The sequence below is a fragment of the Stenotrophomonas sp. PE591 genome (assembly GCF_018320795.1).
Classification (GTDB): domain Bacteria; phylum Pseudomonadota; class Gammaproteobacteria; order Xanthomonadales; family Xanthomonadaceae; genus Stenotrophomonas; species Stenotrophomonas maltophilia.
In genome coordinates this window covers 989,010-1,011,868 of the sequence record NZ_JAAOKO010000001.1, presented here as the reverse complement: position 1 = coordinate 1,011,868, position 22,859 = coordinate 989,010, and the positions used below count along the sequence as shown (strand labels likewise).

Annotated in this window: 31 protein-coding genes and 1 pseudogene; 30 read left to right on the top strand and 2 right to left on the bottom strand. The window is 64.2% G+C overall.

Annotated elements, in window-relative coordinates:
* Positions 1-185: 185 nt before the first annotated feature.
* From rpsJ to JLDANKMP_RS04995, 28 genes are all read left to right on the top strand, one after another.
* Positions 186-497 (top strand): 30S ribosomal protein S10, encoded by a 312-nt coding sequence (gene rpsJ, locus JLDANKMP_RS05130; protein WP_005408208.1) that lies wholly within the window; start codon positions 186-188, stop codon positions 495-497.
* Positions 498-508: 11 nt separating this feature from the next.
* A complete protein-coding gene (gene rplC, locus JLDANKMP_RS05125) occupies positions 509-1,159 on the top strand; it encodes a 50S ribosomal protein L3 (RefSeq protein WP_004145336.1) in 651 nt (216 codons plus the stop codon).
* Positions 1,160-1,171: 12 nt separating this feature from the next.
* The gene (gene rplD / locus JLDANKMP_RS05120; protein ID WP_004145337.1) at positions 1,172-1,777 is read left to right on the top strand and encodes a 50S ribosomal protein L4; all 606 of its coding nucleotides are present in this window, start codon (positions 1,172-1,174) and stop codon (positions 1,775-1,777) included.
* Positions 1,774-2,073: a 50S ribosomal protein L23 gene (gene rplW, locus JLDANKMP_RS05115; protein WP_004145338.1), complete on the top strand. Its 300-nt coding sequence runs from the start codon at positions 1,774-1,776 to the stop codon at positions 2,071-2,073. The genes rplD and rplW overlap by 4 nt, the downstream gene beginning before the upstream one ends.
* Before the next feature lie 10 nt (positions 2,074-2,083).
* Complete coding sequence (gene rplB, locus JLDANKMP_RS05110) at positions 2,084-2,911, top strand: 50S ribosomal protein L2 (RefSeq protein WP_004145339.1); 828 nt, start codon at positions 2,084-2,086, stop codon at positions 2,909-2,911.
* 6 nt (positions 2,912-2,917) lie between these two features.
* Entirely contained in the window at positions 2,918-3,187 is a 270-nt protein-coding gene (rpsS, locus tag JLDANKMP_RS05105; RefSeq protein ID WP_004154485.1) for a 30S ribosomal protein S19, read from the top strand.
* A gap of 12 nt (positions 3,188-3,199) precedes the next feature.
* A complete protein-coding gene (gene rplV, locus JLDANKMP_RS05100; RefSeq protein ID WP_004145348.1) occupies positions 3,200-3,535 on the top strand; it encodes a 50S ribosomal protein L22 in 336 nt (111 codons plus the stop codon).
* A gap of 18 nt (positions 3,536-3,553) precedes the next feature.
* Complete coding sequence (gene rpsC, locus JLDANKMP_RS05095) at positions 3,554-4,288, top strand: 30S ribosomal protein S3 (protein ID WP_004145350.1); 735 nt, start codon at positions 3,554-3,556, stop codon at positions 4,286-4,288.
* Positions 4,289-4,293: 5 nt separating this feature from the next.
* Positions 4,294-4,707, top strand: coding sequence for a 50S ribosomal protein L16 (gene rplP / locus JLDANKMP_RS05090; RefSeq protein WP_004154486.1), 414 nt, complete (start codon positions 4,294-4,296; stop codon positions 4,705-4,707).
* The gene (gene rpmC, locus JLDANKMP_RS05085) at positions 4,707-4,892 is read left to right on the top strand and encodes a 50S ribosomal protein L29 (protein ID WP_004154487.1); all 186 of its coding nucleotides are present in this window, start codon (positions 4,707-4,709) and stop codon (positions 4,890-4,892) included. The genes rplP and rpmC overlap by 1 nt, the downstream gene beginning before the upstream one ends.
* Before the next feature lie 11 nt (positions 4,893-4,903).
* The gene (rpsQ, locus tag JLDANKMP_RS05080; RefSeq protein ID WP_004154489.1) at positions 4,904-5,173 is read left to right on the top strand and encodes a 30S ribosomal protein S17; all 270 of its coding nucleotides are present in this window, start codon (positions 4,904-4,906) and stop codon (positions 5,171-5,173) included.
* Positions 5,174-5,184: 11 nt separating this feature from the next.
* Entirely contained in the window at positions 5,185-5,553 is a 369-nt protein-coding gene (rplN, locus tag JLDANKMP_RS05075) for a 50S ribosomal protein L14 (RefSeq protein ID WP_004145357.1), read from the top strand.
* A gap of 16 nt (positions 5,554-5,569) precedes the next feature.
* Positions 5,570-5,887, top strand: a complete 318-nt coding sequence (gene rplX, locus JLDANKMP_RS05070) for a 50S ribosomal protein L24 (RefSeq protein WP_004154490.1) — start codon at positions 5,570-5,572, stop codon at positions 5,885-5,887.
* A gap of 11 nt (positions 5,888-5,898) precedes the next feature.
* On the top strand, positions 5,899-6,441 hold the full coding sequence (gene rplE / locus JLDANKMP_RS05065; protein ID WP_004154491.1) for a 50S ribosomal protein L5: 543 nt from the start codon (positions 5,899-5,901) through the stop codon (positions 6,439-6,441).
* An 18-nt stretch (positions 6,442-6,459) separates the two neighbouring features.
* On the top strand, positions 6,460-6,765 hold the full coding sequence (rpsN, locus tag JLDANKMP_RS05060) for a 30S ribosomal protein S14 (RefSeq protein WP_005408209.1): 306 nt from the start codon (positions 6,460-6,462) through the stop codon (positions 6,763-6,765).
* Positions 6,766-7,022: 257 nt separating this feature from the next.
* Positions 7,023-7,421, top strand: a complete 399-nt coding sequence (gene rpsH, locus JLDANKMP_RS05055) for a 30S ribosomal protein S8 (protein WP_005408210.1) — start codon at positions 7,023-7,025, stop codon at positions 7,419-7,421.
* 18 nt (positions 7,422-7,439) lie between these two features.
* Positions 7,440-7,964 (top strand): 50S ribosomal protein L6, encoded by a 525-nt coding sequence (rplF, locus tag JLDANKMP_RS05050; RefSeq protein WP_005408211.1) that lies wholly within the window; start codon positions 7,440-7,442, stop codon positions 7,962-7,964.
* 80 nt (positions 7,965-8,044) lie between these two features.
* Positions 8,045-8,404 carry a 50S ribosomal protein L18 gene (rplR, locus tag JLDANKMP_RS05045; RefSeq protein WP_024957318.1) on the top strand — a complete coding sequence of 120 codons (360 nt, stop codon included), beginning with the start codon at positions 8,045-8,047 and terminating at the stop codon, positions 8,402-8,404.
* Positions 8,405-8,565: 161 nt separating this feature from the next.
* A complete protein-coding gene (gene rpsE / locus JLDANKMP_RS05040; protein WP_005408213.1) occupies positions 8,566-9,108 on the top strand; it encodes a 30S ribosomal protein S5 in 543 nt (180 codons plus the stop codon).
* Complete coding sequence (rpmD, locus tag JLDANKMP_RS05035; RefSeq protein WP_005408214.1) at positions 9,101-9,292, top strand: 50S ribosomal protein L30; 192 nt, start codon at positions 9,101-9,103, stop codon at positions 9,290-9,292. The genes rpsE and rpmD overlap by 8 nt, the downstream gene beginning before the upstream one ends.
* A 6-nt stretch (positions 9,293-9,298) precedes the next feature.
* A complete protein-coding gene (gene rplO / locus JLDANKMP_RS05030) occupies positions 9,299-9,742 on the top strand; it encodes a 50S ribosomal protein L15 (protein ID WP_004154498.1) in 444 nt (147 codons plus the stop codon).
* A gap of 7 nt (positions 9,743-9,749) precedes the next feature.
* The gene (gene secY / locus JLDANKMP_RS05025) at positions 9,750-11,117 is read left to right on the top strand and encodes a preprotein translocase subunit SecY (protein ID WP_005408215.1); all 1,368 of its coding nucleotides are present in this window, start codon (positions 9,750-9,752) and stop codon (positions 11,115-11,117) included.
* A gap of 347 nt (positions 11,118-11,464) precedes the next feature.
* Positions 11,465-11,821, top strand: a complete 357-nt coding sequence (gene rpsM / locus JLDANKMP_RS05020; RefSeq protein WP_004154500.1) for a 30S ribosomal protein S13 — start codon at positions 11,465-11,467, stop codon at positions 11,819-11,821.
* Positions 11,822-11,832: 11 nt separating this feature from the next.
* Positions 11,833-12,222, top strand: coding sequence for a 30S ribosomal protein S11 (rpsK, locus tag JLDANKMP_RS05015; RefSeq protein WP_004145443.1), 390 nt, complete (start codon positions 11,833-11,835; stop codon positions 12,220-12,222).
* A 15-nt stretch (positions 12,223-12,237) separates the two neighbouring features.
* Complete coding sequence (rpsD, locus tag JLDANKMP_RS05010; protein WP_004145446.1) at positions 12,238-12,867, top strand: 30S ribosomal protein S4; 630 nt, start codon at positions 12,238-12,240, stop codon at positions 12,865-12,867.
* Between the two features lie 55 nt (positions 12,868-12,922).
* Positions 12,923-13,921, top strand: a complete 999-nt coding sequence (gene rpoA / locus JLDANKMP_RS05005) for a DNA-directed RNA polymerase subunit alpha (RefSeq protein ID WP_005408216.1) — start codon at positions 12,923-12,925, stop codon at positions 13,919-13,921.
* 191 nt (positions 13,922-14,112) lie between these two features.
* Positions 14,113-14,496 (top strand): 50S ribosomal protein L17, encoded by a 384-nt coding sequence (gene rplQ, locus JLDANKMP_RS05000; protein WP_005408217.1) that lies wholly within the window; start codon positions 14,113-14,115, stop codon positions 14,494-14,496.
* A 241-nt stretch (positions 14,497-14,737) separates the two neighbouring features.
* Positions 14,738-15,244 (top strand): disulfide bond formation protein B, encoded by a 507-nt coding sequence (locus tag JLDANKMP_RS04995; protein ID WP_212560648.1) that lies wholly within the window; start codon positions 14,738-14,740, stop codon positions 15,242-15,244.
* A 121-nt stretch (positions 15,245-15,365) separates the two neighbouring features.
* Here JLDANKMP_RS04995 and JLDANKMP_RS04990 read toward each other — a convergent pair.
* Positions 15,366-17,491, bottom strand: a pseudogene (locus tag JLDANKMP_RS04990) (TonB-dependent receptor).
* A gap of 221 nt (positions 17,492-17,712) precedes the next feature.
* Between JLDANKMP_RS04990 and JLDANKMP_RS04985 the strand changes: the two are divergent.
* Positions 17,713-19,104, top strand: coding sequence for a 3-deoxy-7-phosphoheptulonate synthase class II (locus tag JLDANKMP_RS04985; RefSeq protein WP_012479239.1), 1,392 nt, complete (start codon positions 17,713-17,715; stop codon positions 19,102-19,104).
* 850 nt (positions 19,105-19,954) lie between these two features.
* Entirely contained in the window at positions 19,955-21,139 is a 1,185-nt protein-coding gene (locus tag JLDANKMP_RS04980; RefSeq protein ID WP_219627547.1) for a mechanosensitive ion channel family protein, read from the top strand.
* A 91-nt stretch (positions 21,140-21,230) separates the two neighbouring features.
* On the opposite strand, the gene JLDANKMP_RS04975 is transcribed toward JLDANKMP_RS04980, so the two are convergent.
* Positions 21,231-22,853, bottom strand: coding sequence for an amidase (locus JLDANKMP_RS04975; protein ID WP_043033752.1), 1,623 nt, complete (start codon positions 22,851-22,853; stop codon positions 21,231-21,233).
* Between the last annotated feature and the right edge of the window lie 6 nt (positions 22,854-22,859).

Here is a 22,859-nt window from a genome sequence, read left to right as displayed (position 1 = left end):
GCCTTGCGTGCCATTATGCTTCTACGTCTGGGCAGGCCGGGAAACTGGTCTGCCTACGTTTTTGAGGTCTATGGATTGACCTTGGCGGCCTGCAGGAGTGCGGGCCGTCCGTATTCAGGAATTTCATGGGGCAAAGCAACCCAGAGGCTTTGTCTGTCGCTCTTTTAACGAAGGAACCTACCGCCATGGCGGACCAAAAGATCCGGATCCGGCTGAAAGCGTTCGATCATCGTCTGATCGACCGTTCGGCCAGCGAGATCGTTGAAACGGCAAAGCGGACCGGCGCGCAAGTGCGTGGCCCGATCCCGCTGCCGACCAAGATCGAGCGTTACACCGTTCTCGTTTCCCCGCACGTCGACAAGGACGCGCGTGACCAGTACGAGACCCGCACGCACAAGCGCGTGCTCGATATCGTTGACCCGAATGACAAGACCGTGGACGCGCTGATGAAGCTCGAACTGGCTGCCGGCGTCGACGTTCAGATCAAGCTGACCTGAGGACTACGACCATGACGAAGAAGTATTCGTTGGGCTTCGTGGGCCGCAAGGCTGGCATGAGCCGCGTGTTCACTGAAGATGGCCGCTCCATCCCGGTGACCCTGATCGAAGCAACCCCGAACCGCATCGCGCAGATCAAGACCGTCGAAACCGACGGCTACAGCGCCGTGCAGGTGACCGTCGGCGCGCGTCGCGCTGCCCTGGTCAACAAGCCGGAAGCCGGCCACTTCGCCAAGGCGAAGGTGGAAGCGGGTCGTGGCCTGTGGGAATTCCGCGTTGAAGACGCGCAGCTCGGCGATTTCGCCGTTGGCGGCGAAGTCAAGGCGGACATCTTCGAAGTCGGCCAGATCGTCGACGTCCAGGGTGTCACCAAGGGTAAGGGCTTCCAGGGCACCATCAAGCGCCACAACTTCCGTATGGGCGATGCAACCCACGGTAACTCGCTGTCGCATCGCGCGCCGGGTTCGCTGGGTCAGCGCCAGACCCCGGGTCGCGTTTTCCCGGGCAAGAAGATGTCGGGCCACATGGGCGCGGTGCAGCAGAGCACCCAGAACCTGGAAGTGGTCAAGGTCGACGTCGAGCGCGGTCTGATCGCCGTTCGCGGCGCCGTTCCGGGCGCGGCGGGTGGCGACGTGATCGTCCGTCCGGCGAGCAAGGCATAAGGAGAGATGACGATGGAACTCGTTATCACGGGTAGCAACAACAAGGTCTCGGTCTCCGACGCCGTGTTCGGTCGCGATTTCAGCGAAGATCTGGTCCACCAGGTCGTCGTTGCCTACCGCAACGCCGGTCGCGCCGGCACCAAGGCACAGAAGACTCGCTCCGAAGTGGCTGGTACCACCAAGAAGTCGAAGAAGCAGAAGGGCGGCGGCGCGCGTCATGGCGCACTGACGGCTCCGATCTTCGTCGGCGGCGGTGTCACCTTCGCGGCCAAGCCGCGCAGCTTCGAGCAGAAGGTCAATCGTAAGCAGTACCGTGCCGCCATGTGCGCGATCCTGTCCGAGCTGAACCGTCAGGGCCGTCTGACCATCGTGGAGTCCTTCGATGTCGAAGTGACCAACACGAAGGGTCTGATCGCCAAGCTGGCCGGCCTGGAAGTGGGCAAGCGCCCGCTGATCGTCACCGAAGAAGCGTCCGAGCACCTGTACCTGTCCGCCCGCAATCTGCCGTACGTGCAGGTGCGTGACGTCCAGGGTCTGGATCCGGTCTCGCTGGTGGGTGCCGACACGGTCGTCATCACCGCTGACGCGGTCAAGAAGGTCGAGGAGTGGCTGGCATGAACAGCAACGAAAAAATCTTCAGCGTGCTGCGTGCCCCGCGTGTCTCCGAAAAGACCGCGCGCCTGCAGGAACTCTCCAACCAGTATGTCTTCGAAGTTTCGAACGAAGCCACCAAGGCCGATGTAAAGGCCGCGGTTGAGCAGCTGTTCGACGTCAAGGTCGAAGCCGTCAACGTGGTCAACGTCAAGGGCAAGAACAAGTCCTTCCGTAACCGTGCTGGCCGCCGCGGCGATTGGCGCAAGGCGTACGTTCGCCTGGCCGATGGCCAGTCGATCGATGTAACGGCCAAGGCCTGAGGTACATCCCATGCCATTGATGAAATTCAAGCCCACTTCCCCCGGCCGCCGTTCGGCCGTGCGCGTGGTCACTCCCGACCTGCACAAGGGTGCTCCGCACGCTGCGCTGGTCGAGTCGCAGAGCCGCTCGGGTGGTCGTAACCACCATGGCCGCATCACCGTGCGTCACGTCGGTGGTGGTGCCAAGCAGCACTACCGCATCATCGACTTCAAGCGCAACAAGCTGGGCATCCCGGCGCGCGTGGAACGCATCGAATACGATCCGAACCGCACCGCGCACATCGCTCTGCTGTGCTACGTCGACGGTGAGCGTCGCTACATCATCGCCCCGAAGGGCCTGAAGGCCGGTGATCAGGTGATCGCTGGTTCGGATGCCCCGATCAAGGCTGGCAACACCCTGCCGCTGCGCAACATCCCGGTCGGCACCACCATCCACTGCATCGAACTGAAGCCGGGCAAGGGCGCTCAGATCGCTCGCGCCGCTGGTGCGGCCGTGCAGCTGGTGGCTCGCGAAGGCATCTACGCCACCCTGCGCCTGCGCTCGGGTGAAATGCGTAAGGTTCCGGTCGAGTGCTGCGCCACCATCGGCGAAGTCGGCAACGACGAGCACAGCCTGGAAAAGCTGGGCAAGGCCGGTGCCAAGCGTTGGCGCGGCGTCCGCCCGACCGTTCGTGGTGCTGCCATGAACCCGGTTGACCACCCGCACGGTGGTGGTGAGGCGAAGGCCGGCCAGGGTAACCCGCATCCGGTCACCCCGTGGGGTGTCCCGACCAAGGGTTACAAGACGCGCCATAACAAGCGCACTCAGCAGTTCATCGTCCGCGATCGTAGGGGCTAATCGACCATGGCACGTTCACTCAAGAAGGGCCCGTTCGTCGATCACCACCTCGTCAAGAAGGTGGAGGCCGCTGCGGGCAGCAAGAAGCCGATCAAGACCTGGTCGCGCCGTTCGATGATCCTGCCTGACATGGTAGGCGTCACCATTGCCGTGCATAACGGCAAGAACCACATCCCGGTTCTCGTCAACGAGAACATGGTCGGCCACAAGCTCGGCGAATTTGCCATCACCCGGACCTTCAAGGGTCACGGTGGTGACAAGAAGTCGGGCAAGTAAGGAGAGATGACAATGGAAGCGAAAGCCATCCTGCGCACTGCGCGCATCTCCCCGCAGAAGGCTCGTCTGGTCGCTGACCAGGTGCGCGGTCTGCCGGCCGAGCGTGCGGTCAACCTGCTGAAGTTCTCGGACAAGAAGGCTGCCCACCTGATCAAGAAGGTGGTGGAGTCGGCTATTGCCAACGCCGAGAACAACCAGGGCGCCGACGTCGACGAGCTGAAGGTTCAGACCATCATGGTTGATGAAGGTCCGACCCTGAAGCGTTTCATGGCGCGGGCGAAAGGCCGCGGTACCCGCATCCTCAAGCGCACCAGCCACATCACTGTGGTTGTGGGCGCCGCCAAGTAAGCGGATAAGGAAAAGACCATGGGTCATAAAGTTCATCCGATTGGTATCCGCCTCGGCATTTCCAAGGACTGGAACTCCAAGTGGTACGCCAACAAGGCCGAGTTCGCTGGTTACCTGGCAGCCGACCTGAAAGTGCGCGAAATGCTGCGCAAGAAGCTGGCTCAGGCCGGCATCAGCAAGATCCTGATCGAGCGTCCGGCCAAGACCGCTCGCGTGACGATCCACACCGCCCGTCCGGGCGTGGTGATCGGCAAGCGCGGTGAGGACATCGAGAAGCTGCGCAAGGAAGTGAGCGAGATGATGGGCGTCCCGGCGCACATCAACGTCACCGAAGTGCGCAAGCCGGAACTGGACGCGCAGCTCGTTGCCGAGTCGATCGCCCAGCAGCTGGAGCGTCGCATCATGTTCCGCCGCGCAATGAAGCGCTCGGTCGGCAACGCGATGCGCCTGGGTGCCCTGGGCATCAAGGTCAACGTGGGTGGCCGCCTCAACGGTGCAGAAATCGCCCGTTCGGAGTGGTACCGCGAAGGCCGCGTGCCGCTGCACACCCTGCGTGCCGACATCGACTATGGCTTCGCTGAAGCCAAGACGACCTACGGCATCATCGGCATCAAGGTCTGGATCTACAAGGGCGAGGTCTTCGATTTCTCCCAGGTTGGCCAGGAAAAGCAGGACGACACCCCGTCGCGCAACGATCGTCACGATCGCGGCGACCGTGGTGACCGTCAGCGCCCGGCCCGTGAAGCGAGGTAACGACAATGTTGCAACCCAAGCGAACCAAGTACCGCAAGGTACACAAGGGCCGTAACGATGGCCTGAGCTGGAGCGCCAACGCTGTCAGCTTCGGCGAATACGGCCTGAAGGCAACCGCACACGGTCAGCTGACCGCGCGTCAGATCGAAGCGGCCCGCCGCTCGATCAGCCGCTACGTCAAGCGCGGCGGCAAGATGTGGATCCGCGTGTTCCCCGACAAGCCCATCACCAAGAAGCCCATCGAAGTCCGAATGGGTTCTGGTAAGGGTAACGTGGAATACTGGGTGGCCCAGATCCAGCCCGGCCGCATGATCTATGAAATCGAGGGTGTTTCCGAGGAAGTGGCTCGCGAGGCGTTCCGCCTGGCCGCCGCCAAGCTCTCGGTCACCACCACTTTCGTGACCCGTACGGTGCGCTGATGGATATCAAAACTCTCCGTGAAAAGTCGGCTGACGAACTCAAGGCCCACCTGATCGACCTGCGTAAGGAACAGTTCTCTGTCCGTATGCAGCAGGTCACCGGCCAGCTGCCGAAGACCCACGACATTCGCCGGGTCCGTCGCGAGATTGCTCGCGTCAAGACCCTGCTCGGCAGCACGAAGTAAGGATGGCCGCTATGAGCGACAATACTGAAAAGAAGACGCTGCGCACGGTCGAAGGCCGTGTCGTCAGCAACAAGATGGACAAGACGGTTACCGTCCTGGTTGAGCGTCAGGTCAAGCACGCGCTGTACGGCAAGTACATCAAGCGCTCGACCAAGCTGCACGCCCACGATGCCGACAACGCCTGCAAGGAAGGCGATGTCGTCCGCGTGACCGAGATTGCTCCGATGTCCAAGACCAAGAACTGGCGCGTGGTGGAAGTCATCACGCGCGCGGCTGAATAAGGAGCTGAATCATGATCCAGATGCAGAGCTACCTTGACGTCGCGGACAATTCGGGTGCCAAGCAGGTGATGTGCTTCAAGGTGCTGGGTGGTTCCAAGCGCCGTTACGCCGGCATCGGCGACATCATCAAGGTCACCGTGAAGGATGCGATTCCGCGCGGCAAGGTCAAGAAGGGTGAAGTGTATGACGCCGTCGTGGTGCGTACCCGCAAGGGTGTGCGTCGCGCCGACGGCTCGCTGATCCGCTTCGACGGCAACGCTGCCGTTCTGCTGAACAGCAAGCAGGAGCCGATCGGTACCCGTATCTTCGGGCCGGTGACCCGTGAACTTCGTTCGGAGAAGTTCATGAAGATCGTCTCGCTCGCTCCCGAAGTGCTGTGAGCGACAGGAGATAATCATGGCTAACCGTATCAAGAAGGGCGACCAGGTTGTCGTCAACGCTGGCAAGGACAAGGGCAAGCAGGGCGAAGTCGTCCGCGTCGACGGCGACCGTGTGGTCGTCGCCAACGTGAACATCGTCAAGCGCCACACCAAGCCGAACCCGCAGGCAGGTGTTGCCGGCGGCGTGGTCGAGCGCGAAGCTTCGATCCATATCTCCAACGTGAATGTTCTGAACCCGGCTTCGGGCAAGGGCGAACGCGTTGGCTTCAAGGTGCTGGAGGATGGACGCAAACTGCGTGTGTTCCGCTCCAGCGGTGAGGCGCTCGACGCCTGAGGAATGAGAAGATGAGTTCCCGTCTCGAAAAGTTCTACAAGGACGAAGTGGTGCCGGCGCTGATGAAGCAGTTCGGCTACACCAATCCGATGGAAGTGCCGAAGCTGGTCAAGGTCACCCTGAACATGGGTGTCGGCGAAGCGGCCACCAACAAGAAGATCCTGGAAAACGCCGTCGGCGACATGACCAAGATTTCCGGCCAGAAGCCGGTTGTCACCAAGTCGCGTGTGTCGGTTGCGTCGTTCAAGATCCGCGATGGTTGGCCGATCGGCTGCAAGACCACGCTGCGTCGCCACAAGATGTACGAGTTCCTGGATCGCCTGATCAACATCTCGCTGCCGCGCGTGCGCGACTTCCGTGGTGTTTCCGGTCGTTCCTTCGACGGCCGCGGCAACTTCAACATGGGTGTGAAGGAGCAGATCATCTTCCCGGAAATCGACTTCGACGCCGTCGACGCGATCCGCGGTATGGATATCGCCATCACCACCACTGCGAAGACCGACGCGGAAGCGAAGGCGCTGCTGGCAGCGTTCAAGTTCCCGTTCCGTAACTGATCTGTCGAGGAAACCGAAATGGCAAAGACCTCCATGGTCAACCGCGACATCAAGCGGGAAAAGCTGGCAAAGAAGTACGCTGAAAAGCGTGCAGCTCTGAAGAAGATCGTGTCCTCCGTGGACGCGACCTACGAAGAGAAGATCGACGCCGCAACCAAGCTGGCCAAGCTGCCGCGCGATTCGTCGCCGAGCCGCCAGCGCAACCGTTGCGAGCTGTCGGGTCGTCCGCGTGGCGTCTACAGCAAGTTCGGCCTGGGCCGTAACAAGCTGCGTGAAGCCACCATGCGTGGCGACGTCCCGGGTCTGCGCAAGGCCAGCTGGTAATCCCAGCCGGCCCTGCGATCAGGAGCCCCTTCGGGGGTTCCTGAACCGGGCAGGGGAGGCATTCAGCTTTCCCGACGCAAAAAAACCGAAGAGCCCGGCGCAAGCCGGGCTCTTTTGGCGTATACTCCCGCGTCTTGCCCTGTGCAGACGGGGTTGTAGGAGTGGGCTTCCGCCCACTGCAACAAGGGACCTGGCCCGTTTCCAGGAGACAACAGATTTTCGCGAAAGCGGATATCGGTGCACTCAAAGGTACTCATATGAGCATGACTGATCCCATCGCCGACCTGCTGGTCCGCATCAAGAATGCGGCCGCGGTTGGCAAGCAGACGGTGAAAGCCCCGTCGTCCAAGATCAAGGTTGCGATTGCCCAGGTCCTGAAGGACGAGGGTTACATCACCGACCTGCGCGTGACCCAGCTGGAAAACAACAAGTCCGAGCTGGAAATCGTGCTGAAGTATTTCGAAGGCAAGCCGGTCATCGCGACCCTGAAGCGCTTCTCGCGTTCGGGCCTGCGCCAGTACCGCGGCAAGAGCGAGCTGCCGAAGGTCATGAACGGCCTGGGTATCTCCATCATTTCCACCTCCAAGGGCATCATGACTGATGCGCAGGCGCGCCAGCTGGGCGTCGGCGGCGAAGTCCTGTGCTTCGTGGCCTAAGGCGAAAGGAGTAGAACTATGTCCCGCGTAGCCAAGAAGCCGATCGACCTGGGTAAGGTTGAACTGAACGTCCAGTCGGACAGCGTCACCGCCAAGGGCCCGAAGGGCACCCTGTCGCTGGCCAAGCCGGCCGGTATTGCCATCAACGTCGACAACGGCGTTGCCACCCTGAGCACCGAGAACGCTGACCTGGTCGCACTGACCGGTACCGTGCGTGCGATCCTGTCCAACATGGTCAAGGGCGTGTCCGAAGGCTTCGAGCGCAAGCTGGAGCTGGTCGGCGTGGGTTACCGCGCTGCCATGCAGGGCAAGGACCTGAGCCTGTCGCTGGGCTTCTCGCATCCGGTCGTGTTCGTGGCGCCGGAAGGCATCACCCTGTCGACCCCGACCCAGACCGAGATCCTGGTCCAGGGCGCTGACAAGCAGGTCGTCGGTGAAGTTGCCGCCAAGATCCGTGCGTTCCGCAAGCCGGAGCCGTACAAGGGCAAGGGCGTGAAGTACTCCGACGAAGTCATCATCCGTAAGGAAGCCAAGAAGGCATAAGCGCGAGTCCCTCGCAAGAGCCCGCACATCCCTGTGCGGACTTCTCAGGGAAAAGCTCTTCCTTCAGCTTTCAAGGAATAATCAAAATGAACAAGAACATCGCCCGCCTGCGTCGCGCCAAGTCGACCCGCGCCCACATCCGTGAGCTCGGCGTCGCCCGCCTGTCGGTGCTGCGCACCGGCCAGCACCTGTACGCCCAGGTCTTCACCGCCGACGGTTCCAAGGTGCTGGCTGCCGCCAACACCACCCAGACCGACGTCATGGAAGGCCTGAAGAACGGCAAGAACGCCGATGCCGCCGCCAAGGTTGGCCGCATCGTCGCCGAGCGCGCCAAGGCCGCCGGCGTCGAGAAGGTTGCCTTCGATCGTTCGGGCTACCGCTACCACGGCCGCATCAAGGCCCTGGCAGAAGCGGCTCGCGAAGCCGGCCTGCAGTTCTAAGGGACAAGGGCAGGGGGCCATTGGCCTCCTGCCTGCCTGCTCGCCAGCCTGAGTGAGGCTGGACGGCGCCGCTCTTCTGCAGCGGCCCACCGGAACGCCGCGTCACGCCACAACCATAAGCGGCTTCGAGCCGTACATACCCAAACAACCAAGGAATCAACATGGCAGAAGAGCGTCAGCAGCGGGGTCGCGATCGCGACCGTAACCGCGAAGAGAAGATCGACGACGGCATGATCGAAAAGCTGGTCGCGGTCAACCGCGTCAGCAAGACCGTCAAGGGTGGCCGCCAGTTCACCTTCACCGCCCTGACCGTTGTCGGCGACGGCGAAGGCAAGGTCGGTTTCGGTTATGGCAAGGCCCGCGAAGTGCCGGTCGCCATCCAGAAGTCGATGGAACAGGCCCGCAAGAACCTGGTCAGCGTTGACCTGAACAACGGCACCCTGTGGCACACCATCAAGGATGGTCACGGCGCAGCCCGCGTGTTCATGCAGCCGGCTTCGGAAGGTACCGGCGTCATCGCCGGCGGTGCCATGCGCGCCGTGCTGGAAGCGGTTGGCGTGAAGAACGTGCTGGCCAAGGCCACCGGTTCGCGCAACCCGATCAACCTGGTGCGTGCCACCGTGAAGGGCCTGTCTGCTGCGCAGTCGCCGGCCCGCATCGCGGCCAAGCGCGGCAAGAAGGTGGAGGAACTCAACCATGGCTAATGAGTCCAACAAGACTGTCAAGGTCCGCCTGGTGCGTGGCCTGCGTGGCACCCAGTCGCGTCACCGCCTGTCGGTGCGTGCCCTGGGCCTGAACAAGCTCAACGATGTGCGTGAACTGAAGGACAGCCCGCAGGTGCGCGGCCTGATCAACAAGGTTCAGTACCTCGTCCAGGTTGAGGAGTAATCGACCATGACTCTGCGTCTCAATGAACTGAGCCCGGCACCGGGCGCCCGCACCGAGCGTACCCGCGTCGGTCGCGGTATCGGCTCGGGCCTGGGCAAGACTGCCGGCCGCGGCCACAAGGGTTCGTTCGCCCGCAAGGGTGGCGGCAAGATCAAGGCTGGCTTCGAAGGCGGCCAGACCCCCATGCAGCGTCGTCTGCCGAAGATCGGCTTCCGTTCGCCGATTGCCAAGGACACCGCTGAAGTGCTGCTGTACGCGCTGGACAAGCTGCCGGCCGGTGAGATCGACTTCGCCGCCCTGCGTGCTGCCAAGCTGGTCCCGAGCACTGCCAAGAAGGCCAAGGTCGTCGTCAAGGGCGAAGTGACCAAGGCGTTCACCCTGAAGGGTATTGCTGCCACGGCGGGTGCCAAGGCCGCGATCGAAGCTGCCGGCGGCAGCGTAACGGAGTAAGAAAATCATGGCGCAAGCTGGCATCGGTAACCTCGCGGGCGGAATGGGCAAGTTCACTGAACTTCGCCAACGTTTGCTGTTCGTCGTCGGGGCTTTGATCGTCTATCGCATCGGCTGCTACGTGCCGGTGCCGGGCGTCAATCCCGATGCCATGCTTGCCATGATGCAACAGCAGGGCGGCGGCATCGTGGACATGTTCAACATGTTCTCGGGCGGCGCCCTGCACCGTTTCAGCATCTTCGCGCTGAACGTGATGCCGTACATCTCGGCATCGATCGTGATGCAGCTGGCCGTGCACATCTTCCCCGCCCTGAAGGCGATGCAGAAGGAAGGTGAGTCCGGCCGCCGCAAGATCACCCAGTATTCGCGCATCGGCGCCGTGCTGCTGGCAGTGGTGCAGGGCGGCTCGATCGCGCTGGCCCTGCAGGGCCAGGTCTCGCCGTCGGGCGCTCCGGTCGTGTACGCGCCGGGCATGGGCTTCGTGCTCACCGCCGTGGTCGCGCTGACCGCCGGCACCATGTTCCTGATGTGGGTCGGTGAGCAGGTCACCGAGCGCGGCATCGGCAACGGCGTGTCGCTGATCATCTTCGCCGGTATCGTCGCAGGCCTGCCGGGTGCGATCATTCACACCTTCGACGCCTACCGCGACGGCAACATCCAGTTCATCCAGCTGCTGCTGATCGCCATCGTCGTGCTCGCCTTCACCTTCTTCGTGGTGTTCGTCGAGCGTGGCCAGCGCCGGATCACGGTCAACTACGCGCGCCGCCAGGGCGGTCGCAACGCGTACATGAACCAGACCTCGTTCCTGCCGCTGAAGCTCAACATGGCCGGCGTCATCCCGGCGATCTTCGCCTCGAGCCTGCTGGCCTTCCCGGCCACCCTGGCCATGTGGTCCGGCCAGGCTGCCAACCAGAGCAGCTTCGGCCAGGTCCTGCAGAAGGTCGCCAATGCCCTCGGCCCGGGCGAGCCGCTGCACATGATCGTGTTCGCTGCGCTGATCACCGGTTTCGCGTTCTTCTATACCGCGCTGGTGTTCAACTCGCAGGAAACCGCCGACAACCTGAAGAAGTCGGGCGCGCTGATTCCGGGCATCCGTCCGGGCAAGGCCACCGCCGATTACATCGACGGCGTGCTGACCCGCCTGACCGCAGCCGGCTCGGCCTACCTGGTGATCGTCTGCCTGCTGCCGGAACTGATGCGCACGCAGCTGAACGCCTCGTTCTACTTCGGTGGTACTTCGCTGCTGATCGTGGTGGTGGTGGTGATGGACTTCATCGCCCAGGTGCAGGCGCACCTGATGTCCCACCAGTACGAGAGCCTGCTGAAGAAGGCCAACCTGAAGGGCGGCAACCGCGGCGGTTTTGCCCGCGGCTGATTGGCCTGTTATACTTTCGTCTTCCTGACGTGATGGTCCCTCCGCTTCGCGGACTCCGGCCACACAAACGAAGGGCGGCCCCCGCAGCGGTTCCGGGTGGGGGTGTGATGAGGTGGTCCCGCGCTGGAGTAGCGCGGGCGGCCCCGGGGGAAACCCCAGGTCCAACCCCATCCGGCGCCGGAGCCTGGGCACACTCCCCAGGCCGGGTTCATGAAACCAATGGTTTCACGGGCTTCCATGTAAACCGGAACCTTGTTAGTATCGCTAGTTCACTTTTTTGATCCATCCTGCCGGATTGGCGTGCCCGAGGCGCGCTGTCGGCCATCACTCAGCTGGAGAACCGCGTCATGGCGCGTATTGCAGGCGTCAACCTGCCAGCCCAGAAGCATGTCTGGGTCGGGTTGCAAAGCATTTACGGCATCGGCCGTACCCGTTCGAAGAAGGTCTGCGAAGTCGCAGGCGTTGCTTCGACCACCAAGATCCGCGATCTGTCGGAGCCGGAAATCGAGCGCCTGCGCGCCGAAGTCGGCAAGTACATCGTGGAAGGCGATCTGCGCCGTGAGATCGGCATCGCGATCAAGCGCCTGATGGACCTGGGCTGCTACCGCGGCCTGCGTCACCGTCGTGGCCTCCCGCTGCGTGGCCAGCGCACCCGTACCAACGCCCGCACCCGCAAGGGTCCGCGCAAGGCGATCAAGAAGTAAGGGACTGAGAAATGGCTAAGCCCGCTGCTAAGACCAAGAAGAAGATCAAGCGCGTCGTCACCGACGGCGTTGCCCACGTCCACGCTTCGTTCAACAACACCATCGTCACCATCACCGACCGTCAGGGCAACGCTCTGTCGTGGGCGACCTCCGGTGGCGCTGGCTTCCGCGGTTCGCGCAAGTCGACCCCGTTCGCTGCCCAGGTGGCCGCTGAAAAGGCCGGTCGTGCTGCGCTGGACTACGGCGTGAAGTCGCTGGAAGTCCGCATCAAGGGCCCGGGTCCGGGCCGTGAGTCGGCCGTGCGTTCGTTGAACAACGTCGGCTACAAGATCACCAACATCATCGACGTGACGCCTATCCCGCACAACGGGTGCCGTCCGCCGAAGAAGCGTCGCGTCTAAAGGGAGCGATAAGAAATGGCTCGTTATATCGGTCCTACCTGTAAGCTCGCCCGTCGCGAAGGCGCCGACCTGTCCCTGAAGAGCCCGGCGCGTGCGCTGGATTCGAAGTGCAAGCTGGAGCAGAAGCCCGGCCAGCACGGCGCCACTGCCCGCAAGGGCAAGCTGTCCGACTACGCCACCCAGCTGCGTGAAAAGCAGAAGGTCAAGCGTATCTACGGCCTGCTGGAGCGTCAGTTCCGCAACTACTACAAGAAGGCCTCGACCAAGAAGGGCAACACCGGCGAGAACCTGCTGCAGCTGCTGGAAACCCGCCTGGACAACGTCGTCTACCGCATGGGCTTCGCCGTGACCCGTCCGGCTGCCCGTCAGCTGGTGTCGCACCGCGGCGTCACCGTGAATGGCAAGTCGGTCAACCTGGCTTCGTACCAGGTCAAGGCTGGCGACGCCATCGCTCTGTCTGAAAAGGCTGCCAAGCAGCTGCGCGTCCAGGAAGCCCTGACCGTCGCCGCCCAGCATGACCTGAGCCCGTCGTGGGTTGAAGTGGATTCCGGCAAGTTCACCGGCATCTTCAAGGCTGTTCCGGATCGTTCGGATCTGCCTGCGGACATCAACGAAGCGCTGATCGTCGAGCTGTATTCGAAGTAATTCACATTGGAGAGCCCCCGGCGACGGCCGGGGGTTCACTAGGAGAACCCGCAACATGACGGTTACCGCCAACCAGGTTCTGCGTCCTCGCGGTCCGCAGATCGAACGCCTTACCGACACCCGTGCAAAGGTCGTTATCGAACCTTTGGAGCGGGGTTACGGGCATACGCTGGGTAATGCCCTGCGTCGCGTGCTGCTGTCGTCCATCCCGGGCTTCGCCATCACGGAAGTCGAAATCGACGGCGTGTTGCATGAGTACACCACGGTCGAAGGTCTGCAGGAGGACGTCCTCGAAGTCCTGCTGAACCTCAAGGACGTGGCCATCCGTATGCACTCCGGCGACAGCGCCACCCTGTCCCTGTCCAAGCAGGGCCCGGGCGTTGTCACCGCTGCCGACATCAAGGTCGACCACAATGTGGAGATCCTGAACGGCGACCATGTGATCTGCCACCTGACCAAGGACACGGCAATCAACATGCGTCTGAAGATCGAACGTGGTTTCGGCTACCAGCCGGCTGCCGCGCGTCGTCGTCCGGACGAAGAAACCCGTGCCATCGGCCGCCTGGTCCTGGATGCCTCGTTCTCGCCGGTCCGCCGCGTCGCCTATGCCGTGGAAGCGGCCCGCGTCGAACAGCGTACCGACCTGGACAAGCTGGTCATCGATATCGAGACCAACGGCACCATCGACGCCGAGGAAGCCGTGCGCACCGCCGCCGACATCCTCAGCGACCAGCTGTCGGTGTTCGGTGACTTCACCCACCGCGACCGCGGTGCGGCCAAGCCGGCAAACAACGGCGTGGATCCGGTGCTGCTGCGCCCGATCGACGATCTGGAGCTGACCGTGCGTTCGGCCAACTGCCTGAAGGCTGAAAGCATCTACTACATCGGCGATCTGATCCAGAAGACCGAAGTGGAGCTGCTGAAGACCCCGAACCTGGGCAAGAAGTCGCTCACCGAGATCAAGGAAGTGCTGGCTCAGCGCGGCCTGTCGCTCGGCATGAAGCTGGAGAACTGGCCGCCGGCCGGTGTCGCCAGCCACGGCATGCTGGGCTGATATCGGTAATGCCTGAAGGCTCCACCGTTCGCGGTGGGGCCTTCAACGCAACACAACATGCCATGACGAACCGCAGGTTCGCGCGGCAGGTCGTCCAGGACGGGCGGCCAGGACCATCCGCAGTCCGCGCAGCAACGCCAGGATGGCGACAACGATCCACACAGCCACATCATTAACCAAGGAATATCACCATGCGTCACCAGAAGTCTGGCCGTAAGTTCAGCCGCACCAGCGCCCACCGCGAAGCGATGTTCAAGAACATGGCCGCCTCGCTGTTCAAGCACGAGCTGATCAAGACCACCCTGCCGAAGGCCAAGGAACTGCGCCGCGTTGCCGAGCCGCTGATCACCCTGGCCAAGGTCGACTCCGTCGCCAACCGCCGTCTGGCCTTCGCCCGCCTGCGCGACAACGAAGCCGTGGGCAACCTGTTCACCATCCTGGGCCCGCGCTACGCGAACCGTCCGGGCGGCTACCTGCGCCTGCTGAAGTGCGGCTTCCGCGCCGGCGACAACGCGCCGATGGCCTACGTCGAGCTGGTTGACCGTCCGGTCGTGGCCGAGGAAGTGGCCGAGTAATCGGACCGCTCCAACGCGACACAGCGAAAGCCCGGCCTCTGCCGGGCTTTTGCGTTTTCGGTGGGCGGATTCCTTTCAGCAGGAAAGGGCCCTGACCCCGGGCAGGCGGCACCGCGGGCCAGAGCCCTTTGCATTCGCACTGGGATCTGACCCGCACCGTTCCGACAGGCGTCACCTGTGGCGGTTCGAATGGCACGCACTCTCGGTTACGCTTGGCGCCTGATCCATTTGAGCGTTGACGATGAATCCACTGCGCTGGCCCTTCCGCGCCCAGTTCTTCCTGGGCTTCCTGATCTGCGCGGGCCTGCTTGGCTACGCGATCTTCCTGCAGTTGAAGATGGGCCTGGAGCCGTGTCCGCTGTGCATCTTCCAGCGCCTGGCCTTTGCCGCGCTCGGCCTGCTGTTCCTGATCGGTGCGCTGCACGGGCCCTCCAACCGCCCGGGACGCGCGACCTATGGCGTGCTGGCGTTCATTGCCGCCGCAGTGGGTGCCGGCATCGCCGCGCGCCACGTCTACGTGCAGATGCTGCCGCCGGAAATGGGTTCCACCTGTGGCCCGCCGCTGGCGTTCCTGAGCGAGACCATGGGACCGCTGGAAGTATTCCGCACGGTACTGACCGGTACCGGCAACTGCGGCAACATCGACTGGACCTTCCTGGGCCTGACCATGCCGATGTGGTCGGGCGGGTGGTTCGTGCTGCTGGCGTTGTGGGCGCTGGTGGTGTCGCTGGGCAAGGTCAAGCGCTGAAAGCGAAACGGGGTCGGGTCCCTTGGCATCGCAAAGGGCTCTGACCCCAATCGTTGACGAAGGGTAGTGCCGACCGCTGGCCGGCACACCGTGAGGATGCCGGCCAGCGGCCGGCGCTACCTCAGAAGTCCTGCTGCAGGCTCAGGTAAGCACCTCGGCGCGGTCCCCACTGCGGGGCGAAGACGCCGACACCGCCACCGTCGCGCAGCTGGTAGCTGCGATCCAGTGCGTTGATCACGGCCAGTTGGACGTGCAACGGATGGCCGCTGTCGGCATTGAAGTCGTGCCCGGCGCTGAGGTTCACCTGCAGGTACGACGGCAGCTCGCCGCCGTTGGGTACGCCTTCGATGTCCGAACGCAGGCCGCTGCCGAACACGTAGTTGGCACCGATCCGGTTGTGTCCGGCGAAGGCGTAGCTGAGACCACCCGATGATGTCAGCTTCTGGTCGTGGTCGAGGTGGATCCAGTGGTTGGCCACATAGGCCAGCGCTTCCGGGTCGAGGTTGTACTGGCTGGTGATGACGTCGGTACCGATGGCCTTGTTCAGCGCGGCGTTGAAGTAGGCACTGAACGGACCGTTGCTGTAGTCGGCGCTGAACTCCAGGCCGCGGATGTGGCCACGGCGGTAGTTGAAGGTCGAATAGATGTAGGCAGCGCCGAACTGGCCTTCGTCCTGCAGGCGTGCGACGCGTCGGTCATACGCGTCCAGGCCCAGGGTCAGGTGCTCGCCCAGTTGCTGCGAGACGCCGATGTCGTAGTAGTCGCTGCGCTCGGCCAGCGGCGTGTTGTTGCCGCCGCTGGGCTGCTGGTTGGTGGTGCCGTCGTACAGCGCGATGTCGCTGCTGGCAATCAACTCGCTGGCCGGTGGCGTGAAGTAGCGCGAATAGCCGGCGTGCACGGTGGTGCTGTCGCTGGCATTCCAGACCACGCCCACGCGCGGGCTGAGCTGGCCTTCGGTGCGGCCGAAGGCCTTGTAGCGGTCGCCACGCAGGCCGTAGTTCACGGTCCAGTCGTCGCCGATCTTCCACTCGTCCTGTACGTACAGTGCCAGCGTACTGGCGTGGAACGCGCTGCGGTCGGGGATCAACAGCGGTGTGGTGCCGGACTGCTGGCCGCCGTCATCAACCGGGAACACCCAGCTGTTGCTGCTGGCCCGCGCGTTCTCGTAATTGCCGTACAGGCCATAGCGCAGCGTGTGGTCGTTGCCCAACGGCGTTGAGAAGTCGGCCTGCAGGGTATTGGCGCGGTTGCTGCGCTGGACCTGCGAGGCGACGCCGCTGAACACCAGGTCGCCCACCACGTCCGGGTTGAACGCCACGTCGCTGTAGCGCTGTCCGACCGATAGCTGGTACGCGGTGCTGCCCAGCGTGCCCTGCAGCACCAGCATGCCGAAGCGGGTGGTCTCGCGCTGGGTCTCATCCAGCTGGCTGGAGTCGAAGGTGGTGGTGTCCAGATATCCGAACTGTGGCGTCTGGCCCGGGTTCACCGGGATCTGGAAGCGGTTGTTGGCGAAACCGGCGAACACACTCAGGCGGGTGTTGTCGTTGACCAGGTAGGTGAGGTCGGCGAAGGCCTTTCCCTGGTGAGATCGTCGTGCAGCGGCTTGCGCGAGTTGGTGGGGTTCTCCAGGCCGACCTCATGCTGGTCGTAGTTGCCGGTCAGGAACCAGCTCCAGCGCCCCTGGTTGCCCCACCAGGAGGCGTTCGGATTGATCTTGCCGAACGAGCCGGTGGTCAGCCCCGCGCTGCCGCCATTGCCCAGCTCGGCACCGTTGCGGGTGGTGATGTCGACCACCGCTGCGGTGCGCTCGCCGAACTGCGCCGGCAGTGCGCCGTCCATCAGGCGGATGCTCTTGATGGTGCGCGCGTCCAGGGTCTGGCCGAAGCCGGAGATCGATTCGGGCAGCAGCACGCCGTTGATGCGGTACTGCAGGTTGGCGTGGTCGCCACGCACATGCACGCCGCCATAGGAGTCCTGGACCACGCCAGGGGCCTGCAGCAGTACTTGGCTGAGTGGCGCGGAGGCAGCCAGCGGCTGCTTCTGGATGTCCTCGGCGGTGATCCGGTACTGGCTGCTGCCGATGTCCGGCGACAGCGTGTTGCGGGCCTGGTCGAGCTGGGCGTGGACGGTGACCGCATCCAGATCCTTGACGGACGAAGCGGGGGCGTCGGCTGCCGAGGCGAAGGCGGGCAGGCTGGCCAGGGCCAGGGCGAAGGTGATGCCGGTAGCGAGGGGCGAGGGCTTCATGGTGGGAGAGGTGGCGGCTGGATGTGGAAGGGGCCGGTCCATGACATTGAAGTGTTACTCCGTAACAAATCATGCGCCTGTCCCGGGCGACTGACCATGCAGGATCTGGCCGCTGGCGTCGGCCTTTCTCTGCCGTTCAGGCGAGCCGGTAGGCCGGACCGGCCCTTTGCGTCAGCGGCCGGCTCTGCGACCATGACCGCCCCCCATCCCGGAAGTCTGCAATGAGCCTGTCCGCCGTTCCGCCCGTGCCCGATCCCGCCGCGACCGCCGCCGGTGCTGCCTGGTCGCCGGAGAGCTGGCGGGGCAAGACCGCGCTGCAGATGCCGACCTATCCCGACCCGGTAGCACTGGAGGCGGCCCTGCACGAGCTTAAGCGGCTGCCACCGCTGGTCACCTCATGGGAGATCCTGGCGCTGAAGCAGCAGCTGGCCGAGGCCCAGGAAGGCAAGCGCTTCCTGCTGCAGGGCGGCGACTGCGCCGAGAACTTCAGCGACTGCGAATCGGGCACCATCTCCAACCGGCTGAAGGTACTGCTGCAGATGAGCCTGGTGCTGGTGCACGGCCTGCGCCAGCCGGTGATCCGCGTTGGCCGCTTTGCCGGCCAGTACGCCAAGCCGCGTTCGGCCGATACCGAGACCCGCGACGGCGTGACCCTGCCGAGCTACCGCGGCGATGTGATCAACGCCCCCGCTTTCACTGAAGCAGCGCGTCTGCCGGACCCGAAGCGGATGCTGCAGGCCCATGCGCATTCGGCGATGACGATGAACTTCGTGCGTGCGCTGATCGACGGTGGTTTCGCCGACCTGCACCACCCCGAATACTGGAACCTGGAGTGGGTAAGCCACTCGCCGCTGGCGGCCGAGTACCAGAAGATGGTGGCCTCGATCGGCGATGCGGTGCACTTCATGGAGACCCTGGCCGGGGCCCGCGTGCACAACCTCAACCGCATCGACTTCTACACCTCGCATGAAGCACTGCTGCTGCCCTACGAGCAGGCGCTGACCCGCCAGGTGCCGCGCCAGCAGGGCTGGTTGAACCTGAGCACGCATTACCCGTGGATCGGCATGCGCACGGCTGCGCTCGATGGCGCGCACGTGGAATACCTGCGTGGCGTGCGCAATCCGATTGCGATCAAGGTCGGCCCGTCGGTGACGCCGGACCAGCTGCTGCGCCTGATTGATGTGCTCAACCCGCATGACGAGCCGGGTCGACTGAGCTTCATCCACCGCATGGGTGCGGCGCAGATCGCCGAGAAGCTGCCGCCGCTGCTGGATGCCGTCAAGCGTGATGGCCGCCGCGTGCTGTGGGTGTGCGATGCGATGCATGGCAACACCGAAAGCACTGCCAATGGCTTCAAGACGCGTCGCTTCGACAACGTGCGTGGCGAAGTGGAGATGTCGTTTGATCTGCATGCGGCCGCGGGCACGCGCCTGGGTGGCGTGCACCTGGAGCTGACCGGCGAGGACGTGACCGAATGCACCGGTGGTGCGCGCGAACTGACCGAGCGTGACCTGGAGCGTGCGTATCGCTCAACGGTGGACCCGCGGTTGAACTACGAGCAGTCGCTGGAGATCGCGATGGCGATCGTGCGCAAGCAGGAGCAAGTGCGGTAAGGGTTTTTCGGCAGGGCTTGCAGCCCTGCACCTGCTGCAATCAACGTCAACGGCAAAAGCCGAAGCAGCGGCAACAGCATGCATTCCGTGGGCTGGCGGGGCGGTGTCGGAGTGCGGGGACGCTGCAAGTACGTCCCTGTAAGCTTGGCAGCCGCATCCATGCGGCTGACACCCCGCACTCCGACACCGCCCCACCTTCGACAGGTTCAGGTCGCTATTGGTGGGTGCCGACCGTTGGTCGGCACATCTGTCAGATGTCGCATGAATCATCCACGCATGGCGTGGATCTACTGGTAACTGCGGCGATTGGCATGCGCGGCTGTTGGTAGGTGTCGACCGTTGGTCGACACGATTTTTCTGTCAGATAGCAGTATTCAAAATGGGCTCCGACCCCGTGCCGACCAACGGTCGGCACCCACCATCAGCAGCAGGTTCCGACAGATCGCAGAAAACTGTCGAAGGCGGGGTGGGTCCGGTTGCGGGGGCGTGAGCCGCATGGGCCCGAGGCATGCCTCGGGCGGGTTGGGCAGGACGCCCAACCCCGGTCTTGCCGTGTGCGCAGGACAGCGCACACGAGCAAGCGGCGACCGAGCTTACATGGGTGAGGGCGCTTTGCTTGCGAAGCACTGCTTTGCAAGCGCCCGAACGCACAGCCGCCGGCGGCTGGGCCGGGCCCCGGAGGGGGACTTGCAGCGCCGCCCGCAACCGGACCCACCCCGCCATCCCACGGAATACCCGCTTCTGCTGTTGCTGTTGCTTCGGCCGTTGCCGTTGCGTCCGCAGGTGCAGGGCTGCAAGCCCTGCCGACCAACACCCTGCTTACGAACGGCTGACGTGACGCTCATGCGCCATGCGCGAGGCTGTCCACCTGGTTGTTCGACTGGAGGTGGCAACGGTGCACTGGCAGAGCGCACAGGCCTACGCATGGCCGTTGGGATTGGCCGTAGTGGTGGGCGGCATCGGCGCGTGGCTGATCCTGTGGATCTATCATCGATTGAAAGGGCGTGATCGCCGACGTGCGCGTATCGGTCGAGTACTCGGGTTGCCGCTGGCCACCGCGTGGCCGCTGCTGCTGCTGATTCCCGCCTTGCAGGCGACGCCGCTGCAGGATCCGTTGCTGGGCCATCTGCAGCACGGACTGCACATTGCATTGATGGCCTGCTTCGTCTGGCTGCTGGTACGCGCGGTGGCGGCGGGCGAGCGCGCGATCCTGCGCAGCCATCCCATCGATGTCTCCGACAACCTGGAGGCACGCCGCATCCAGACCCAGACGCGCGTGCTCAGCAGGGTGTTGATGGGCGGCATCATCGTGCTCGGTGCGTCGCTGGTGCTGTTGACCTTCCCGATGGTGCAGAAGATCGGCACGGCGCTGCTGGCGTCGGCAGGCCTGATCGGGCTGGTGGCGGGCATCGCCGCCAAGCCGGTGTTCGGCAACCTCATCGCCGGCCTGCAGATCGCACTGACGCAGCCGATCCGCCTGGACGACGTGGTGATCGTCGAAGGCGAGTGGGGACGCATCGAGGAGATCGGCAGCAGCTACGTGGTCGTGCGGATCTGGGATGAGCGGCGGATGGTGGTGCCCTTGACCTGGTTCATCGAGAACCCGTTCCAGAACTGGACGCGGCGTAGCGCCGATCTGCTCGGCACTGCGTTTCTGTGGCTGGACTATCGGGCACCGATCGCGGCGATCCGTGCCGAGCTGGAGCGCATCTGCCATGGCCAGGCGCTATGGGATGGGCGCGTCTGCGTGACCCAGGTGACCGAAACCAACGAGCGCGCGATCCAGGTGCGCCTGCTGGTCAGCGCGCGCAGTTCCGGTGATGCCTTTGATCTTCGCTGCCTGGTGCGCGAACGCATGCTCGATTTCCTCGCACGTGAGCATCCGCAGTCGTTGCCGCAGGTGCGTGCGCGGCTGCAACACGAAGATGAGCTGGATATGCCGCGTGGTCCACGTGCACGCACTGCGGATGTGCGTTCGCCAGGTGCTGAAGATGGTGAGGCCGCGATCGTGCCGGAGGAGCCACAGGATCGGTAGTGCCGGCCGCTGGCCGGCAACGCCGGAGCGATCGAGCTGCCGGCCAGCGGCCGGCACTACCGGAAGCAAGATGTCGCGGCGTCACCGGAGCTCAGGGTTCGCCGGCGTCGATCAGCGCATCGGTATCAAAGTGTGGCGGCCGCCGCGCACGGGTGCGCTGCTCGTAGGCGTAGGCCATTTCGATCAGCTTCGGCTCGCTCCAGGCGGTGCCCATGAACAGCAGGCCGACGGGAAGGCCGTTGATCTGGCCCATCGGCACGGTCAGGCTGGGGTAACCGGCCACGGCAGCGGCGCTGTAGCTCTCGCCGGGAAAGTCGTCGCCTTCGCTGCGGATCGGCCACGCCACACCGGTGGTCGGCGCCACCAGCGCATCGAGCTGATGGGCGGCGAGGGCTGCATCGATGCCTTCCGGGCCGGCCAACCGGCGCGCATCACTGCGCGCGCGGATGTAGGCAGGGTCTGCCAGGCCGGTGGTGGCATCGGCCTCCACCAGCAGCTCCTGGCCGAACAGGCCCAGTTCCTGCTTGCTGTGCGCCTGGTTGAAGGCGATCAGTTCGGCCAGGCTGCGCAGTGGCGCGCGGTGGGTGCTGAAGTAGCGCTCCAGCCCGGCCTTGAATTCGTACAGCAGCAGCGTGCGCTCAGCCTCGGCCCACGCACCCTGGTTGGGCAGCTCCACCGGCACCACCACGGCGCCGGCCCGACGCAGCTCGGTCGCTGCCTGATCGATCAGCGGCGGCATGCCGCGGTACTTCAGCAGCGGCGTCTGCAGCAGACCGATGCGTTTGCCGCGCAGGCCCTGCGGGTCCAGGCGCGCGGTGTAATCGTAGACCGCACGGCCGGGCATGGTCGCGGTGGCGGGATCGGCGTCATCGCGACCGGCGATCGCAGTCAGCACGGCGGCAGCATCGGCGACGCTGCGGGTCATCGGGCCGGCGGTGTCCTGGCTGAAGGAGATCGGCACGATGCCATCACGACTGACCAGCCCGACCGTCGGCTTCAGACCGACCACGCCGTTGATCGCGGCCGGGCAGACGATGCTGCCGTCGGTTTCGGTGCCGATCGCCACGCTGGCCAGGTTGGCGGCCACGGCCACCGCGCTGCCGCTGCTGGAACCGCACGGTGAATGGCTGATGCGGTAGGGGTTGCGGGTCTGGCCGCCGCGCGCGCTCCAGCCGGAGATGGAGTCATTGCCGCGGAAGTTGGCCCACTCGCTGAGGTTGGTCTTGCCCAGCACTACGGCGCCAGCCTCACGCAGCCGGCGGACCAGGTAGGCATCGTCCGGACGGAAGCCCTGCAGGGCCAGTGAGCCGGCACTGGTGACCATCGGTGCGGCGTTGATGTTGTCCTTCAGCAGCAGGGGGATGCCATGCAGCGGTCCACGCAGGCGCCCTTCGCGGCGCTCGCGGTCGCGTGCGGCGGCTTCCTTCAGGGCGTCGGGGTTGAGCTCGATCACCGCGCGCAGGCGGGGCCCGGTGCGGTCCAGGGCGGCGATACGCTGCAGGTAGGCCTGGGTCAGGGTGGTGCTGTCCAGATCTCCGGCAGTCATCCGCGCCTGCAGGTCGGCGACATCGGTTTCGGCGTACGGGAACGGCACGTTGCGGCTCGCAGGTTCGGCCGCATGCGCGCTGGGCGTGGCCGGGCTGCAGCCAGCCGAAAGCAGCGCCGGAAGCGCGGCGAGCAGGCAGGTCAGCAGAGGCGGCAAGGACGGGCGCATGGGGCG

Coding starts and splice junctions, on each gene's coding strand:
- rplV (WP_004145348.1), top strand. CDS start 3,200: ATGGAAGCGAAAGCCATCCTGCGCACTGCGCGCATCTCCCCGCAGAAG.
- rpsC (WP_004145350.1), top strand. CDS start 3,554: ATGGGTCATAAAGTTCATCCGATTGGTATCCGCCTCGGCATTTCCAAG.
- rplF (WP_005408211.1), top strand. CDS start 7,440: ATGTCCCGCGTAGCCAAGAAGCCGATCGACCTGGGTAAGGTTGAACTG.
- JLDANKMP_RS04995 (WP_212560648.1), top strand. CDS start 14,738: ATGAATCCACTGCGCTGGCCCTTCCGCGCCCAGTTCTTCCTGGGCTTC.
- rpmD (WP_005408214.1), top strand. CDS start 9,101: ATGGCTAATGAGTCCAACAAGACTGTCAAGGTCCGCCTGGTGCGTGGC.
- rplD (WP_004145337.1), top strand. CDS start 1,172: ATGGAACTCGTTATCACGGGTAGCAACAACAAGGTCTCGGTCTCCGAC.
- JLDANKMP_RS04975 (WP_043033752.1), bottom strand. CDS start 22,853: ATGCGCCCGTCCTTGCCGCCTCTGCTGACCTGCCTGCTCGCCGCGCTT.
- rplE (WP_004154491.1), top strand. CDS start 5,899: ATGAGTTCCCGTCTCGAAAAGTTCTACAAGGACGAAGTGGTGCCGGCG.
- rplB (WP_004145339.1), top strand. CDS start 2,084: ATGCCATTGATGAAATTCAAGCCCACTTCCCCCGGCCGCCGTTCGGCC.
- rplC (WP_004145336.1), top strand. CDS start 509: ATGACGAAGAAGTATTCGTTGGGCTTCGTGGGCCGCAAGGCTGGCATG.
- rpsN (WP_005408209.1), top strand. CDS start 6,460: ATGGCAAAGACCTCCATGGTCAACCGCGACATCAAGCGGGAAAAGCTG.
- rpoA (WP_005408216.1), top strand. CDS start 12,923: ATGACGGTTACCGCCAACCAGGTTCTGCGTCCTCGCGGTCCGCAGATC.
- rpsK (WP_004145443.1), top strand. CDS start 11,833: ATGGCTAAGCCCGCTGCTAAGACCAAGAAGAAGATCAAGCGCGTCGTC.
- rpsD (WP_004145446.1), top strand. CDS start 12,238: ATGGCTCGTTATATCGGTCCTACCTGTAAGCTCGCCCGTCGCGAAGGC.
- rplX (WP_004154490.1), top strand. CDS start 5,570: ATGGCTAACCGTATCAAGAAGGGCGACCAGGTTGTCGTCAACGCTGGC.
- rplO (WP_004154498.1), top strand. CDS start 9,299: ATGACTCTGCGTCTCAATGAACTGAGCCCGGCACCGGGCGCCCGCACC.
- secY (WP_005408215.1), top strand. CDS start 9,750: ATGGCGCAAGCTGGCATCGGTAACCTCGCGGGCGGAATGGGCAAGTTC.
- rplP (WP_004154486.1), top strand. CDS start 4,294: ATGTTGCAACCCAAGCGAACCAAGTACCGCAAGGTACACAAGGGCCGT.
- rpsS (WP_004154485.1), top strand. CDS start 2,918: ATGGCACGTTCACTCAAGAAGGGCCCGTTCGTCGATCACCACCTCGTC.
- rpmC (WP_004154487.1), top strand. CDS start 4,707: ATGGATATCAAAACTCTCCGTGAAAAGTCGGCTGACGAACTCAAGGCC.
- rpsH (WP_005408210.1), top strand. CDS start 7,023: ATGAGCATGACTGATCCCATCGCCGACCTGCTGGTCCGCATCAAGAAT.
- JLDANKMP_RS04985 (WP_012479239.1), top strand. CDS start 17,713: ATGAGCCTGTCCGCCGTTCCGCCCGTGCCCGATCCCGCCGCGACCGCC.
- JLDANKMP_RS04980 (WP_219627547.1), top strand. CDS start 19,955: ATGCGCGAGGCTGTCCACCTGGTTGTTCGACTGGAGGTGGCAACGGTG.
- rpsJ (WP_005408208.1), top strand. CDS start 186: ATGGCGGACCAAAAGATCCGGATCCGGCTGAAAGCGTTCGATCATCGT.
- rplQ (WP_005408217.1), top strand. CDS start 14,113: ATGCGTCACCAGAAGTCTGGCCGTAAGTTCAGCCGCACCAGCGCCCAC.
- rpsQ (WP_004154489.1), top strand. CDS start 4,904: ATGAGCGACAATACTGAAAAGAAGACGCTGCGCACGGTCGAAGGCCGT.
- rpsE (WP_005408213.1), top strand. CDS start 8,566: ATGGCAGAAGAGCGTCAGCAGCGGGGTCGCGATCGCGACCGTAACCGC.
- rpsM (WP_004154500.1), top strand. CDS start 11,465: ATGGCGCGTATTGCAGGCGTCAACCTGCCAGCCCAGAAGCATGTCTGG.
- rplN (WP_004145357.1), top strand. CDS start 5,185: ATGATCCAGATGCAGAGCTACCTTGACGTCGCGGACAATTCGGGTGCC.
- rplW (WP_004145338.1), top strand. CDS start 1,774: ATGAACAGCAACGAAAAAATCTTCAGCGTGCTGCGTGCCCCGCGTGTC.